This window comes from Psychrobacter piscatorii, from assembly GCF_001444505.1.
In the GTDB taxonomy this organism is placed as follows: Bacteria; Pseudomonadota; Gammaproteobacteria; order Pseudomonadales; family Moraxellaceae; genus Psychrobacter; species Psychrobacter piscatorii_B.
Map to the genome: position 1 here is coordinate 42,856 of NZ_LNDJ01000013.1, position 16,112 is coordinate 58,967.

General features: G+C 47.0%; 14 protein-coding genes. All 14 read left to right on the forward strand.

Annotated elements, in window-relative coordinates; all coding sequences use genetic code 11:
* Window positions 1-69 precede the first annotated feature (69 nt).
* The 14 genes from AS194_RS01375 to AS194_RS01445 all read left to right on the forward strand — a co-directional run bounded on the left by AS194_RS01375 (window position 70) and on the right by AS194_RS01445 (window position 15,962).
* A complete protein-coding gene (locus AS194_RS01375) occupies window positions 70-435 on the forward strand; it encodes a hypothetical protein (RefSeq protein ID WP_058023701.1) in 366 nt (121 codons plus the stop codon).
* A gap of 47 nt (window positions 436-482) precedes the next feature.
* Window positions 483-764, forward strand: coding sequence for a hypothetical protein (locus AS194_RS01380; protein WP_058023702.1), 282 nt, complete (start codon window positions 483-485; stop codon window positions 762-764).
* A 44-nt stretch (window positions 765-808) separates the two neighbouring features.
* Window positions 809-4,099, forward strand: coding sequence for a transglycosylase SLT domain-containing protein (locus AS194_RS01385; RefSeq protein ID WP_058023703.1), 3,291 nt, complete (start codon window positions 809-811; stop codon window positions 4,097-4,099).
* A 58-nt stretch (window positions 4,100-4,157) separates the two neighbouring features.
* A complete protein-coding gene (locus AS194_RS01390; RefSeq protein ID WP_058023704.1) occupies window positions 4,158-4,553 on the forward strand; it encodes a hypothetical protein in 396 nt (131 codons plus the stop codon).
* 56 nt (window positions 4,554-4,609) lie between these two features.
* A complete protein-coding gene (locus AS194_RS01395; RefSeq protein ID WP_083499561.1) occupies window positions 4,610-4,948 on the forward strand; it encodes a phage tail protein in 339 nt (112 codons plus the stop codon).
* Between the two features lie 9 nt (window positions 4,949-4,957).
* On the forward strand, window positions 4,958-5,833 hold the full coding sequence (locus AS194_RS01400) for a hypothetical protein (RefSeq protein ID WP_058023705.1): 876 nt from the start codon (window positions 4,958-4,960) through the stop codon (window positions 5,831-5,833).
* 9 nt (window positions 5,834-5,842) lie between these two features.
* The gene (locus AS194_RS01405; protein ID WP_058023706.1) at window positions 5,843-6,655 is read left to right on the forward strand and encodes a phage minor tail protein L; all 813 of its coding nucleotides are present in this window, start codon (window positions 5,843-5,845) and stop codon (window positions 6,653-6,655) included.
* A gap of 9 nt (window positions 6,656-6,664) precedes the next feature.
* Window positions 6,665-7,414, forward strand: a complete 750-nt coding sequence (locus AS194_RS01410; protein WP_058023707.1) for a C40 family peptidase — start codon at window positions 6,665-6,667, stop codon at window positions 7,412-7,414.
* A 7-nt stretch (window positions 7,415-7,421) separates the two neighbouring features.
* A complete protein-coding gene (locus tag AS194_RS01415) occupies window positions 7,422-7,991 on the forward strand; it encodes a tail assembly protein (RefSeq protein WP_058023708.1) in 570 nt (189 codons plus the stop codon).
* Complete coding sequence (locus AS194_RS01420) at window positions 7,991-13,633, forward strand: phage tail protein (protein WP_058023709.1); 5,643 nt, start codon at window positions 7,991-7,993, stop codon at window positions 13,631-13,633. The genes AS194_RS01415 and AS194_RS01420 overlap by 1 nt, the downstream gene beginning before the upstream one ends.
* Window positions 13,634-13,921: 288 nt before the next feature.
* Window positions 13,922-14,572 carry a hypothetical protein gene (locus AS194_RS01430; RefSeq protein ID WP_058023711.1) on the forward strand — a complete coding sequence of 217 codons (651 nt, stop codon included), beginning with the start codon at window positions 13,922-13,924 and terminating at the stop codon, window positions 14,570-14,572.
* A gap of 96 nt (window positions 14,573-14,668) precedes the next feature.
* On the forward strand, window positions 14,669-14,902 hold the full coding sequence (locus AS194_RS01435) for a hypothetical protein (protein WP_152978578.1): 234 nt from the start codon (window positions 14,669-14,671) through the stop codon (window positions 14,900-14,902).
* Between the two features lie 57 nt (window positions 14,903-14,959).
* On the forward strand, window positions 14,960-15,352 hold the full coding sequence (locus tag AS194_RS01440; protein WP_058023713.1) for a hypothetical protein: 393 nt from the start codon (window positions 14,960-14,962) through the stop codon (window positions 15,350-15,352).
* 64 nt (window positions 15,353-15,416) lie between these two features.
* A complete protein-coding gene (locus tag AS194_RS01445) occupies window positions 15,417-15,962 on the forward strand; it encodes an N-acetylmuramoyl-L-alanine amidase (RefSeq protein WP_058023714.1) in 546 nt (181 codons plus the stop codon).
* Window positions 15,963-16,112 lie beyond the last annotated feature (150 nt).

Sequence of the window (16,112 nt, forward strand, 5' to 3'; positions counted from 1 at the left end):
ATCGATAAATGAAGCTGACAGCGCTGTTGGCTTCACTCTCATCAACTATTGAAAACTTAGGATAATAAAATGTCAAAAAAACTAACTGCTGCCCTTATCACTGCCAGCGTCGCTGAACTACCATCTGGCTATATTACTATGCCCCATCCTCATTTGGATGGTGATATCAATGTCAAAATCCATACCGTCGCTGAACGTGAAGAGTTTGAAAAGAAAGCATACTACTCTGACAGCGAACTTAAGCAATACCCACAGCGCGCCGTTACGTTTGCTTATGCTGTCGTAGATGATAAAGGTGAACGCTTATTTACTGACGAACAGATTCCAGAAATTAGCAAATGGCCAGCTTATATTACGGTACCAGTGCATTTGAAATACAATGAACTCAACAATATTGGTCCCGAAAAAATTGAGGCCGCTACAAAAAACTCTTAAGCCGTCCCAACCGGCGCTTCTTATTTAAACTTGCTTTGCAGCTTGGCATGACAGTAGCTGAGCTATCAGCCAAGCTATCAAACGATGAGCTGGTTGAATGGATGGCTTATTATAGCTTTGACCCGTGGGGTGGCTATCGTAGTGACGTACAGACAGCAAGGCTCGAAGCAGTCGCTGCCGGTTATAAAGGTAGTCTGTCTGAGATACTTGCTTTCAATCCTGACCCCCTGCCACCGGATGAAATAGAACGTCGAGAACGGGCGGCACAAATCGCCAAATTAGAGCGACAAACCGCTCAGATGGCAGCAATGTTTGATCTTGCTGAATAATTGCCCTATCAGAAATGATGGGGCTTTTTTAATGGAGATATAAAATGGCAGTCTTATCCCGTCTTGAAATCATTTTGGCTGCCAACTCTGCCAGTTTTAATCAATCTATCGCCGATGTCCGATCGCAAACTAAAATCGCATTCAGTGATATGCGTGAATACGCGAATAAAATGGGCCCTGCTGTTAGTGCCTCCATTGGTGCCGCAGCCGCAGCGACCACTGCTCTTGTCGTAGAGCAAGTCACACTGGCAAATGAATTACAACATACTGCCAATGTCGCCAATTCATCTATCAAAGAAATTCAGCGCTATACTGTCGGCGCTAAAAAAATGGGTATCGAACAAGATGCACTAGGCGCAATATTTCAAGACACGTCAGACAAGATAGGTGACTTTTTATCAAGTGGCGGCGGCGGTATGGCCGACTTTTTTGAAAACATCGCACCGCAAATCGGTGTCACTGCTGAGCAATTCAGAGAACTATCAGGACCACAAGCACTACAGCTATACTATGACAACCTAGAACGCGCCAATCTCAGTCAAAATGAGATGACTTTTTATATGGAAGCGATGGCTAGTGACGCAACAACCTTAATACCACTACTAGCCGATGGCGGCGCAGGGTTTGACGTTTGGGCAGATGCTGCTGCAAACGCCGGTGCTGTTATGGATGCAGAAACTATAAGGGCGACTAAAGAGTTACAAGCAACAGTTGATCTATTAGAGCTGTCTGTAGATGGCGCTAAAACCCAGTTTGTTGCTGGTTTTATTCCTGTATTGTCAGATGCGGCTGGTGAGCTAGTCGGTACTGCCGATGCTGCTGATGCCGCACGTATTGCAGGACATAATTTTGGTCAGATGCTAAAGTCTGTCTCAAAAATTGGTGTAGGTGCTGTCACTGTATTTGAAACTATTGGCACAGCAATTGGCGGCTTTGCTGCTGGTGTAGCGCAGTTAGGCAATGGCGTTGACTGGGATAGCCCGTTCGCATTTTTTCAGATGGGCCAAAACTTCTTAGAAAACAATCGATCTGCTGCCCAAATCTTTGCAGAGATTCCAGGTGATATATCAAACATCTGGCTAAAATCTGCTGATCAATTAAACCGTATAGATAAGTTAGGTACCGGTACAGCAAGTCAGACAATTAGCTCAGTTGTGCAGTTAAACGAGCGACAGGCTAATCTAAATCGCACACTTGGCATCACAGGTCAGCAGTATCAAGCCCAACAAGAAGCCGCTGAAGCCGCTGCCAAGTCTGCTGAGAAAGCCGCGAATTCAACTGTGAAAAGTATTCAGGCTCAAGCAGTAAATAGCAAAGTGTTGGCCCAAGCAAAACAGTTTAGTTATGGCAACTTAGAGCAACAATACGGCCTACCAACTGGATTGTTATCAGCTGTGAGTATGCAAGAATCACGTGGTAATGCCAATGCTCGTAGCCCAGTTGGTGCATCTGGCGCATTCCAGTTTATGCCAGGCACTGCTGACCGCTTTGGCATAAGAGGTCAAGAGTCAAACGTTGGCAAATCTGCTGAAGCAGCTGCTAAATATCTTAGCTTCTTGATGAATAAGTTCGGCTCTGTTGATCTTGCACTCGCAGGTTACAATGCTGGCGAAGGAAATGTCGCTAAGTATGGCAATAAAATCCCACCATTCAAAGAGACTCAAAACTACGTCAAGAAAGTGAATGCATATCTTGCATTCATGAAAGGTGGCTTGGACGGTAGCGTTAATATAGCTGGAAACATCTCAGCACAAACCTCATTGATGGAACGACAAGCTGCTGAACAATTACGCATCCTTGAGCAGCAAGCTCAACAACGTGAAGCTATTCGCTTAGAGTATGCCAATCAAGCGACGCGCATTGAGATGCAACTTGCTGACAAAATCGAAAAGATTAATTCCAGTGGCTTTAATGAAGATGAACGCATCGCTTTTGTTAAAGACGCTGAGCAACGCGCCGCCATCGACATCGCAAATTACGAAGACACACAGGCTAAAAAGTTAGCTTCTTTTGGTGACTTTGCGAGGTCTGAACGCGAAATCATTGCTCAAAATGCAATGTATCGAGCAACTGAAGTTATCCGTGATACTGAGTTGACAGAGGATGCCCGTAATCAAGCTTTAGCTTTAATCAAACAAAAGGCCCAATACGAACTTAATCAGCTTGAATTAACTCATGATCGCGAGATGCAGTACGCTCAGCAAGCTGAGCAAACTGATGTAGACCGTATCCGTAATCAGTATGCGCTTGAACGCCGCGAAATCCAATTAACAATCAATATGGATGAGCAGTTGCGCAAAGCTAAAATTGATGCACTCAACCAAGCTGAGCAACTGGCACTTGATGAACGTCGCTATGCGTTTGAGCGCGAACTGCGAGACTTAACCAGTATTGGCCAATCAGACTTGGCTGCTTTACGAGCTGATTATGCTGACCAGCGCCGAGAACTCGACCAACGCACGGACATCGATGACGGCCAAAAATCATCATTACGTAACGCAATGGCCGGCGCTCAGATATATGACACCAATCAGCTGCAAACTGCTGCCAGAGATCCATTTGACGCCCAGCAAGCAGATATGAACGGTACAGGCGCAAATTATGCAATCGCTCAACAGTATCAAGCACGCCTTGATATTATCCAAGATGCCGTCAAAGCTGAAGTACTGGCCGTTGAGCAAGCTGAGCAAGCCAAATATGCCGCGCGTCTTGAGTTTGAGACAGCATCAACCCAACTCACGCTATCAAGTGCTGAGCAAACCGCTGCCAGTCTCGCAGGCTCATTCAAAACCATGCTTGGTGAGCAAAATATCGCTTACAAGATTATGTTTGGCGCACAGCAATCGTTTGTGATGGCATCTGCCGGTTTGAATATGTATGAAGCATGGGGCGATGCAATGGCTGAGGGTGCTACGCTCTCTCAAAAAATAGCAGGCGCTGCGACCATCGCTGCTGAGTTTGGACGCATTATTAGCGCAGCATCGTCGATGACATTGGAGTTACCGGGTTATCAAACAGGTGGTTACACTGGGAACGCACCGGAAGACCAAATTGTTGGGTTCGTCCATGGCCGAGAACAGGTTATGGATGCACCCACTACTCGTAAATATCGTCCAGAGCTTGAGGCGATGAGCAATGGCACTTATGAGCGCCAATCTAGCGCTCCAAATGTCAACGTCAACGTAGCTGTCACAATGGATGGCAACTCATCTGTTGAATCAAACAGCGCATACGGTAAGCAAGTCGGACAAGGAATAGCAGCTGTCGTTGTCAGTGAAGTTCGCAAAATGATGCGACCAAATGGCGAGATAGACCGTCGCTATGCAAAAAGGTAATGTTAGACGCCCGCAACAAAAGTCGGTATTATAATATTTTGCCTATATTGAGGATATTATGAAATTACTGATTGGCGCTAGTATTACTATCGCTTTACTAAGCGGCTGCTCAACTAAAGTCGCTACATCAACTAGCACTGTGAGCCCGACTTTGTATGGCACAGCAACTGCTAATAGCGCCTTGATCACAGTCACTCGCGACAGCGGCATCGTGGGCGCGGCTTGCGCTGCTAAACTATCTATCGACAATAAAGTTGTAGCAAAACTTAAACCTTCTGACTCGGTGAAGCTAAATGTACCAAGCGGTCGTCATATTTTGTCATTTGATACGCGTGGCGGGTTATGCCCTTCAGTAAGTGACGCTGTAGAAGTCACCCTAAACAAAGGTGACGATAAAAGATATCGCATACGTGCGGACACTAACGGCAACTTTCAGCTACTACCTACACTCTAATTTCAACCAATCAACCAAAAGCCCACTACCCAGTGGGCTTTTTTGTGGGCAAACCTATGATAAAAACATTCCCGTGGCAGATGGATATGGGCGCAACTGCTGACAAACAGTATCGCGTGAACAAAACACAGTTTGGCGATGGCTATGCGCAGCTGTCATCTATTGGTATTAATAACACGACTAAGAACTGGTCAGGCACTAAGACGGGCGCGCTTGATACCGTTATCAAACCCATCGAAGCGTTTATCGATGAACATGCAGGCGTCAAGCCTTTCTTATGGACCGACCCACACGGCAACACCAAACAATACACCTGCGCTGGGGTATCGATACCGCAGCGCAAGGGCGACTACTGGCAAATCACGCTCAACTTTGAGCAGTTTATGAGTGTTTAGGAGATAACCATGGCAGTACAGATACCAGACCCAGGCACCGGCAACGCTCAAACGGGTGATAACGAGTATGTTTTTCGTAAGAAAGTAAAAGATAACTTTAGTGACCAAACCAATGCGGCTAGTCGATTGCTGGGCGCAGCAGCAGGTCAAGTACCGTTAGCTGAGCATACATATAAAGCGGCGTTCTCGGCTGACATGACGTTAATAAATACAGAGGGCTACGACACGTCCTCACTCCCAATAGGTTCTAGGGTGGTTGTGTCAGGCACTGCGATAGACGGCAATCTACCCTACAATGGCGCGTGGCATATAGATACCATCAGCTCAATACGCGGTGGTTCAGTGCAATTTGCTTATGCCTACCCATCTGCGCTCGGCATGTGCTATCGGGTAAAAGACAGATCCACTGGAGTTTATGCTGCATGGCAGTCTGTTAGCACAAGCGAATTAACATATAAGACAACAACCGCATCAGGGGCTAACGTAGTCGTAGCATCTAACGGCGTATTACAGCGCTCAACATCATCTGAGCGTTACAAAGATATTTTTGCGCCGCTTGAGCTTGACGATGCACGATATGAAGATGCAATGGCGTTAAAGCCTATTGTATATCGCTCAACGGCTGAGGCAGACAATCCTGCTTATCACTATTACTCGTTCAGCGCGGAAGAACTGGGCGCGTATGACCCTGCGTTTACGCTGTGGCGTGAGACAGAAATGGTCACGGATGCAGACGGCAACGTAACAGAGCAGCCGCTTGCTGAGCGCCAAGCTGAGGGTATCAATATTAACGCGCTGCTTGCAATGAGTCATGCTATCGCTATTAAGCAAGATAAAATTATCAAAGCATTAGAAGCCCGCATCGAAATATTAGAAGCGAAATAAGGATCTGTCATGCTCTCATCCGACCTACAAAAACTCAGCGTCACGGGTCTTGTCACACTCTATGAGCTAGATGCCACAAAACTTGGCGCAGGTGTCATGCGGTGGCATGGGCATATGTCACATGAGGACTGGGAGTTTATCTACCGCTATACAGATAAATCACGCTATACCGATATGACGCGGCACACTGACCCAACCGGCACAAAAGACATCATCCGCCGCGATATTATCTGGGCGGGTCGAGAATATAAGCCAGTCGCCATTCAAACCGATGGCTTAGAGATACGAGGTGATGGCAGTCCATCTACGCCCACATTGGTTATTGCTAATAATATTGATGGTATTAATGGTGCCGTCACTGCCATGTGTGCGTTTTACAGTGACTTTGTCGGTGCGGAATTGCGCGTCATCCGTGTATTGGCCAAACATCTTGATGCGGCAAACTTTACCGTGGGCAATCCATCGGCGGACAGCCAGCAATACACTGACCAGTACTGGACCATCAACCAGAAAACGCATGAATCCCTGAGTGAGCAAGACAGCTCAGTGGCGTTTGAGTTATCAACGCCGCTCACCGCCCAGCGCAAGATGATACCCAGTCGCACCATTACCAAATATTGTGATTGGGCGGTCAAAGGTAAGTATCGCGGTGAATCCTGCGGTTATACCGGCACGGCGATGTTTACAGAAGACGGCACACCAACAGACAATCCTGCACTGGATAAATGCGGTGGCTGCTTAAGCGATTGTAAGCTGCGTTTTGGTGAGTTCGAACCACTGCCATTTGGCGGCTTTCCATCCGCATCCATGCTTGGCCGCTAAGGGGTCGATATGTATATTTTAAAAGCCACAGGCGCCGCGATACTCAATCACGCGGCTGCTTGCTATCCGCGTGAGTCTTGCGGCGTTATTGTCAATCGCGCGTATATCGAGTGCGAAAATATTGCTGACAGTGACAATGAGTTTGTCATCAGTCCGCGTGACATTGTCCGCGCTGAAAAGCTGGGCAAAATTGAAGCGATTGTCCACAGCCACCCTGATGGCAGTACCAAGCCCAGCACCTTTGATAAGCTGCAAATGCCACTCCATGAATTGCCCTGGGTGATTGTCAGTTATCCTGAAATTGACATCAAAGTCCATAAATCCAAACCGTACACCGTCCCGCTGATTAACCGCGAATACATTCACGGTGTACTCGACTGCTTTAGTATCGTGCGTGATTACTATGCCCGTGAGCTGGATATTGAGATAGATAACTTTGAGCGGACTGACCGATGGTGGGAAGACGCTGCCAACGCAGACCTTTACGTGAATAACTTTGCCTCACAAGGCTTTGTCCAAGTCGATAATTTGCAGCGTCATGATGTGATTCTATGCCGCGTGCAACCAACCGCCCATGTCAATCATGCGCTTATCTATCTTGGTGATGATGGTCAATTGACTTCAGAGCAATCAGAGGTAGTTATTGGCGATCACCTGGTCTTACATCATCCCTACCGCCGCCGCTCCCGCCGTGAGATTTACGGCAATATTTGGCAAGAGCGCAGCGCTATTATTGTGCGGCATCAATCATTTATGTGAGGTAATCATGCTAAGACGTATCGAGCTACACGGCATCTTAGCCGAGAAATTTGGCAAATCCTTTGACTTTGATGTCGAATCGACACGCGAGGCATGCGAAGCACTGAGCTACCAAGTCGATGGCTTTCGACAATTTATGATGACCGCCCATGAAAGCGGTCTTTTTTTTGCCGTATTTTATGACGATAACGAGCAAAGCATTAGCGCTGATGAAGTGGAGATGAAAACGGGTGCAAAAGTCATCCGTATCGTACCGAAAATCACTGGTGCAGGCGGTGATGCAATGGGCTGGATTCAAGTCATTGCGGGCGCTGCGTTGGTGGGCGTAGGGTTTCTTGTTCCTGGCATGCAGCCTTTAATTGGCGCAGGTGCCGGACTTATGCTTGGGGGCGCTGCCGCTTTACTTATGCCTCGTCCTACAATCACCCCGCAAGACCCGGACGGCAATAAGCCCAGCTATGCGTTTGGTGGGCCCGTCACTACCGTCGCTGAAGGCAATCCTGTCGCCGTTGGATATGGCCGCTGCCACTGGGGCGGTGCTGTTATTAGTATGATGATCGTCAATGAGGATACCTAATGTCATTATCAGTAATCAAAGGCGCCAAAGCTGGACAAGAAAAACCGCATCAGCCGTCTATTGCCAAAGACGATGTCGCCTCTATTAGTAAAGTTAAGATTTTATATGCGTTATCGGAAGGTGAAGTCAAAGGCTTGGTAAGCGGCGCGGCCAGTATCATGCTGGACGGCACGCCACTACTGGATGCTGACGGCAATCCAAACTTTGAAAACGTCGAATGGGAAATCCGCAACGGCACGGTTGATCAAACGCACATTGCAGGGCTGCCAAGTCTCAGTAGTGAGATTGGTATTGGTACGATACTTCGCAGCGGTACGCCGTGGATTCGCACCATTACCAATACCCAGTTATCTAGCGCCAACGTCAATGTATCTTGGTCACGCCTCAGCGACACGACTGATAAAAATGACATCATTGGCACCAAAGTCGACTATGCAATTGACGTGCAAACCGATGGCAACGGCTATGTAACGGTACTCGATACCAGCATCAAAGCCAAAACCTCGGGGCGCTATCAGCGCACGCACAATATCAAACTGCCTGAAGCACAGCAAGGCTGGCAAATTCGTGTGCGTAAAATCACCGCTGACGGCGATAATGAGCGCAAGTTTAATCAGATGCAGATTGATAGCATCGCTGAGATTATCGATGCAAAGCTACGTTACCCACATACCGCATTACTATACTTATCCTTTGACGCCCGTACTTTTAGCAATATCCCCAAAATGACGGTTGATATGTATGGCCGTTATCTTAAAGTGCCCGTCAATTATGACCCTGTTAGCCGTACCAGCACGGGCATTTGGACGGGTGAATTTAAAACGGACTATACCAACAACCCTGCGTGGGTGTATTACGACTTAATCACTAATGATCGTTATGGCCTTGGCGACCGCTTAAAGCCGTTTATGATTAATAAATGGGCCATTGCTCATATCGCGCGTATCTGTGATGAGCCAGTCGATGACGGCAAAGGCGGCACTGAGCCGCGCTTCACTTGTAATTTGTATTTGCAAGTCGCTGAGCAAGCATACCAAGTCTTGCAGCATATCGCCGCCATCTTTCGCGGCATGTCGTTTTGGGACGGCGCACAAATCGTCCTCGACGCCGATACGCCGCGTGACCCTGATTATGTGATTACCCGTGCAAACGTCGTTGATGGCGCATTCGTCAAAAGCGGTACCGCCATCGATGACCGTCATACGCTTGTGCAAGTTGCATGGTCAAACCCCGATAACAATTACGAGACCGATTATGTGACCGTCCGCAACGAGCGTGCGATTGCAAAATATGGCATCAATCCGCTTGATATGCCAGTTGTTGGCTGTACCAGCGAAGGCCAAGCGTACCGAGCAGGACTAGCGGCATTACTCTCTGAGCAAAACCGTACGCAAACCGTCAGCTTTGCCATGGGATTGGACGGCTCACTGCCAAGCGTTGGCAGCCGCGTCGATATTGCCGATATGATGTTTACGGGTGCCAATAATGGCGGACGCATATCAGCGGTTAATGCCAATTACACGGTTATCACTGTGGACCGTGATGATATACCGGCAAAAGCTGGCGATAGATTAAGCGTCAACTTAGAGTCTGGTCGCGCCCAAACTCGCGAAATCTTAAGCGTATCAGGACGCAACATCACCGTAAAAGCAGCATTTGACCCCGTTGCTGCAGAAAACGTCTGGGCCGTTGATAGCGATGAGCTGCCAACCATGCCGTTTATCGTCTTATCGATTACTGAAAATGAGGACCGCACTCAATACACGTATACCGCATTGCAGTATGATGCGGGCCTATATGCACAGATTGATAATGGCACCATCATTGAGCAGCGCCCACCAGTGCCACCAATGAATCCGTATATCATTCAAGCACCCGATAGTGTCACCGTGTCATCGCGTAACCGTGTGGTACAAGCGCAAAACGTCACCACATTCGTTATCGTGTGGAGCCAAGTTAAAGATGCGGTCGCATACGACGTTGAATGGCGCAAAGATGATGGCGACTGGATTAAGCTGCCACGCACGGGAAATATCTCAGCTGAAATAGACGGCGTTTACAGTGGTAATTATCTGGCGCGTGTCCGTGCTGTATCAGCATTTGATGCCATCTCAAAACCAACCACATCAATGCTTACCGCCATCACGGGCAAAGCAGGCAAACCACCAAAACTGCTATCAATTAAAGCAACTGGCTTGCTCTTTGGTATGCGCATTGATTGGATGTTTGCACCAGGCAGCGGGGACACTGCTTATACCGAGATACAAGTCGCGTCTGCACCTGATGTCAATGTTGCCCCGCTTGGCCAATTTGCTTTTAATACCGACACGCATACGGTAAATGGTCTGCAAGGTGGTTTAACCCAGCATTATCGCGGCCGTATCGTCGATAAATTGGGCAATACCAGCGATTGGACATCTTGGATTAGCGGTACGACCGATGATAGTGCTGACAAAGTGCTTGATTTGGTACAAGGCAAAATCAATGGCAGCTCGTTAGACGTTGCCTTGACAACCAAAATTGATAAAATTGCAGTGAATGAGTCTGCAATAAGTGCAGAGACGCAAGCGCGCATTGACGCGATTTTAGATTCTAATAGCAAAATCAATACTGAGCGTGATGCACGCATTGCAGGTTTATTAGCCGCTAGCAATGCAATAAGTGCGGAGACGCAAGCGCGTATCGCTGATATTTTAGCCAGTAATAATAAAATTAGCGCAGAGCGTGATGCGCGTGTCGCTGCCATACAGCAGTCCGCTACCGAGCAGCAACAGCAATTACAAGATGCTGCTGATGCACTCGCCAATGACATCAATACCGTCGCCGTGGCACAGTCTGCAACTGATAGTCAGCTTGCGACCGTTAAAGAGCGTCAGCAAACCCTCATCAATGAAAATGGGGTGCAAGCAGAACAGCTCAATTATTTGTCATCAGAGATGAGCTTTGGTTATACGGACGCCTCCAAGTACACGGATAAATCACGTGCGACGGTGTGGAGCTTCGCCAAAACCATTGCTCATGCTGATTATGTAAATGCCGAGTCTATCCGCGCCTTGTCCGCTGATTATCAAAACGCATCCGCCAGCTTTAATGAGCGCATCAGTTTGAATGTCACGGCAAACCAAGCGGTTGCGCAGCAAGTATCTACACTGTCCGCGCAAATGGTTGGTGGTTATACCGGCAATGATGTGACGCAAATCACCTCAGGGTTATTACATCAAGAGCGACAAGCAACCGCGTCGCGCTTTGAGGGCTTAGCTCAGCAAATCAGCTTAATATCCGCCGGGGTTGGTGAACAGTTTGACCCCTATCAGATCTGGCATTTTGACAGCAGCAGTGATGGCTGGACCGCAGGCACTTATGCGAGCGGCTGGTTAAATGTTCGTACAGAAACCATCAGCAGCCCTGCATTTGAGTTAAACGGCAACGGCTATCATCATGTCAAACTGCGCATACAGAAAAAGCAATCTCCGACATGGGGCGGTCTTATCACTTGGTCGGGCGGCAGCTTGGTCATTGATGAACCTGCTTTTGATATAAATAACATTGCCACGCTCGATATTGATGTGCCGTGGTCAGGTACGATCAACGGCTTTGGCTTAAAACTTGCGTCAAGCGCAGACAACCTAAACTACTATTCGATTGACTGGATAGCGGTTGGGCGTCCGTCACCTGGCGCATCGAGTGCCGCGCTTTTAAGAGAGGAGCAAACCCGCGCAAACCAAGTGATGGCGCTCACCCAAGCAAACACTGCCCTCGATAGCAAGCTGAATACCAAAGTATCGCAGTTATCGTCTGCTATTACTGAAAACATGCAAACGCTCACGACAGAACAGCAATCGCAAGCGGATCGCATCACCTCACTGGATAGCAAATTTAGCAACGATATTGGTAATCTGTCGTCTAATATTACCGATATTAATAGCACGCTGACCAACGAGCTTGGTGCGCAAGCTGAACAAATCAACACCATGGTTGCTGATTATAAGCCGCGCTATACCGATGCATCACGCTATACCGATGCGGCGCGCTCAACGCAGTGGACGTATGCAAAAACGGTGGCGCGCGATAATTATGCAACCAATGAGCGTATCACCGTATTGCAATCCGATGTTGCAGATAGCAATGCGATTGTCACTCAAAGTCTAAACACACTAGCGACTAAGGATGAGGCGTTAGCAAGCAGTATTGATACTTTGAATGCTACTACAGGGCAAAACACGGCTGCTATTGCAAGTGAGGCGACGACAAGATCAAACGCTATTAGTGCATTATCAGGACGTGTCGATACGACGGTCGCTAAAACAAATGATAATGCCGCCGCTATCATTGCCGAACAAACCGCTCGCACCAATGCGGACTCTGCACTATCTACCCGCATTGACACCGTAACAGCTGAATCTGGGGCTAATAAAACAGCAATACAGTCAGAAGTTACAGCGCGTACAACGGCTGATACAGCACTGGGTCAGCGCATTGATACGGTAATCACCAAGACTGACTCAAATACAGCCGCTATCGCAAGTGAGTCAACCACTCGCACCAATGCAGATTCTGCGTTATCTACTCGCATTGACACTCTTGTCAGCAAGTCAGCTAACAATGCGGCTGCAATTAACACGGAGGTAACTGCTCGCACCAATGCGGATAGTGCACTGTCTACTCGTATTGATACGGTATCATCTAAGACAGACGCAAACACTGCAAGTATCACTACAGTAAACAATACGCTGACCAATGAGCTTGGCTCACAAGCTGAGCAAATTAATACCGTGCAATCCTCAACAGCCACAGCACAATCTAAAGCTGACAAAGCGGAAACAGATGCAGCGACCGCTCAAACGGCAGCTAACAATGCGGCAACCTTGGCAGGCAATAAAGGCGAAGTGATCTACCAGTGGCAAACGCCTGCCGCCGCCCGCCAACTACCCCAGAATCTTTGGATTGACACAACAGGAGGTAAAAATACACCAAAGCGCTGGGACGGTAACGCTTGGATTGTTGTGACCGACAAAGCCGCCACCGACGCTCAAGCAGCCGCTAATGCCGCGCAAGCAACCGCGACCGAAGCATTAGGTAAGGCGAACACTGCGACGACCAACATCGCCACCATTAAAACGGATTTGAGCGCTGTTACAACAGAAAGCGGTGCAACGGCAACCGCGGTGCAAACCCTTCAATCATCAGTTGGCACCAACACATCGTCCATTCAAACATCTAACCAAGTCATCGACGGGCTGCGCGCTCAATCAACGACTGTGCTTGATGTAAATGGCTACGTGGTTGGCACTGGTACTTATAACGACGGCAAGACTGGTACATTTGCTGTTAGAGCGGATGAGTTCTATATCGGCTCACCGAATGGCAGCAAAGAACTGGGGTTTGTGCATTATGAAACCGCGCAAGAGATTAATGGTGTCATTATCCCGATAGGCACGTATCTAAGAAATGCTTATATCGCAAATGGTGCAATTACACTGGCTAAGATTGATACAGCAACCATCACATCGTTATCAGCATTATCTGCAACTATCGGGCACTTCAAGTCAGCAGAAAGTGGGGCTCGGCTTGAGATTAAAGATAGCTTACTTAGTGTTTATGATGACAATAATGTCTTGCGCGTTCGACTGGGGCTTTGGTAAGGAGTATCTATGAGTCAAGGTTTACAAATTTGGGATACTGATGGCTTTATGGTATTGGACACTTCGTCTCAAACAGTGAAAATATTGGGCGTTTTTAAAGTATCTAGCGACCCGGTTACGTTTAGCGACCCATTGTTGGCTACTGAAACGCCATTTTACATAGTATCTCCTGAATATAGGCATACAGGAGACACTACTAACTTAAACGTAGAGTTCAATGGTAGTACATGTACTGTGACTAACTCAAGTACATACAATAATAGAACTATCTACGTGGGAGTGTATTAGATGGCAACGGGGTTTGAAGTAATTGATGACCAGGGGCGCAAGCAGGTGCTTGATACGCACCCGCTTTTGAGTTTTAGTCACAAACTTTTTTCCAACAGCAGCAATGTAGGTGATTTATATCCTGACCCAAGACCTATCTACGCATGGCGTCCTGACAACAATCAGATAATGACCCAGAATTACTTCAAAGGCCGTAGAGTAGTTTTGGAAGATGGTGAGACCTATACTACAAACCGCATGCAAGGCTTCGGTACTATGCATGCTTTTACAAGCTCTGAACCTGTTTCTGATGAAAACTACGGTCTAGAAGTTTACGATGCGTCAGGCACTATAGTGTTCAACAGCAGCCAGAAACCTCTGAAGATATTGGACATTATCAACATACCTGACGTTAGACAGTCTAGAACGACAGTTTCAGGCAGGGTCACCCATTGGCGAAAGTCATACGGCAGTAAGACCGCAGCCATTGTACTAGTGCGGCAACCTCTATGGGCAAGCGGCTCAGACTTTAAGACTTCAGGAGTCGCGCTTCGAGACTCATTCATTGCACTGGAAGAGACAGTGGAGCACAGAGATGGCGAGTTGGCTGATAGATGGATAGGTAACACTTTCGCGTTATACGCACTGGTGATTGATGTGACTAACTTTTAATAAAAGGGGACTAATATGAAATATCTTTACGTAGTATTCGCACTACTAGTATCTAGCCTTTCTCATGCAGAGGTAGGACTATTCACAGAACATACCATGACCGAGGTTCTCGACGCTCATGTCGACACGGTACAAAAGGGTTATGAAAATAACATCCATAGATTATCACCTTACAATGGTATCGTTGGTGTAAAACTAAAAAACAAGAAGTACGAAGTTTCAAGTGGCTATAGCTATAGAAGAGACAACGACGTCAAAGAAGGGTTTGGTTATGATTATAGCGGTGTCTTCATAAAGCTTAAATATTATCATTGTCTGTACGACTGCTAAATAACCAATCCCGCCAACTAAGGCGGTTTTTTATTATCTAAAATTTGAGGAGAGATAATGCCAAATAACACCCCCTTTTGGGACCTTATTTTATTAAAGCTTTTGGTGTTTCTACCTAAGGTTTTTGCAGCTGTCATCGGTGCCATCCTTGGTTTGATGCTAAGCGGTGACATTGGCAGAGACGGTAAGATACAAGTCAATATTTCCGTCATCATTAAGTTCACGATCGCTGTTACGATTAGTCTATATGGCGGCGAGGCATCTATTGAGTATTACGAATTGCAAAACTACAGTGTTATGACGCATGGCTTTGTCATGCTTATGTGGGCAGTATTCGGCATGCTCGCCATCGGTATCGTTTATCAAGCAGTAGCATTGTGGCAAGGCAAGACGCTTGCTGAAGTCATTAAGGAAATCAAAGACGCAGCGTTTGCAATTTTTGGCAAATAATAATCAGCATTAAATACAGCCTCTATTTAGAGGCTTTTTTAATGTCTAAAATAAGGTAAGTATTATGACTACAGTAGTAATTACAGCAGGTCACAGCAACACAGACCCAGGCGCAGTAAATGGCAATATCACCGAAGCATCAATCGCAACCGATATGCGCAATATGGTAGCTCTATACCTTGAGCGTAAAGACATAGAAGTTGTTACCGACGGCAATGGTAGTGATAATCAAACGCTTCGTAATGCAATCAAGCTGATCAAACAAGGCAAAGTTGCGATTGAATTTCACTGTAATGCTTTTCACAAACAATCCGCTGGTGGTGTCGAAGCATTAGCTCAACCCAAAGATAAAGTGATTTGTCGAGCACTTTGTGAAGCGGTCAGCGATGTAATGGGCATCCCCACTCGCGGTAACGACGGTGGGTTTAAGTCTGAAAATAGCGGTCAGCACTCACGGCTTGGGTACGTGCGCGGGGGCGGCATCATCTTAGAGTTATTTTTTATCTCTAATCCGATCGAGCTTGCAACGTACCAAGCTAAAAAATGGCTAGTAGCTCGTGAGATTGCAGATGTCATTGCGGATCATGTCGGCGTTGGATGTAAGCCGTAAATCATGACGCAGTTTTTGTCGCACTTGCCGCCGAAACTATTTAAATCAATTTAAACGCAAAAACATAAATATATGATTTAATTATATTAATTTTTTATTAACTTATATTAGATTATATCAAAAAGAGTTCGAGTCTCTCCAGCCCCACCA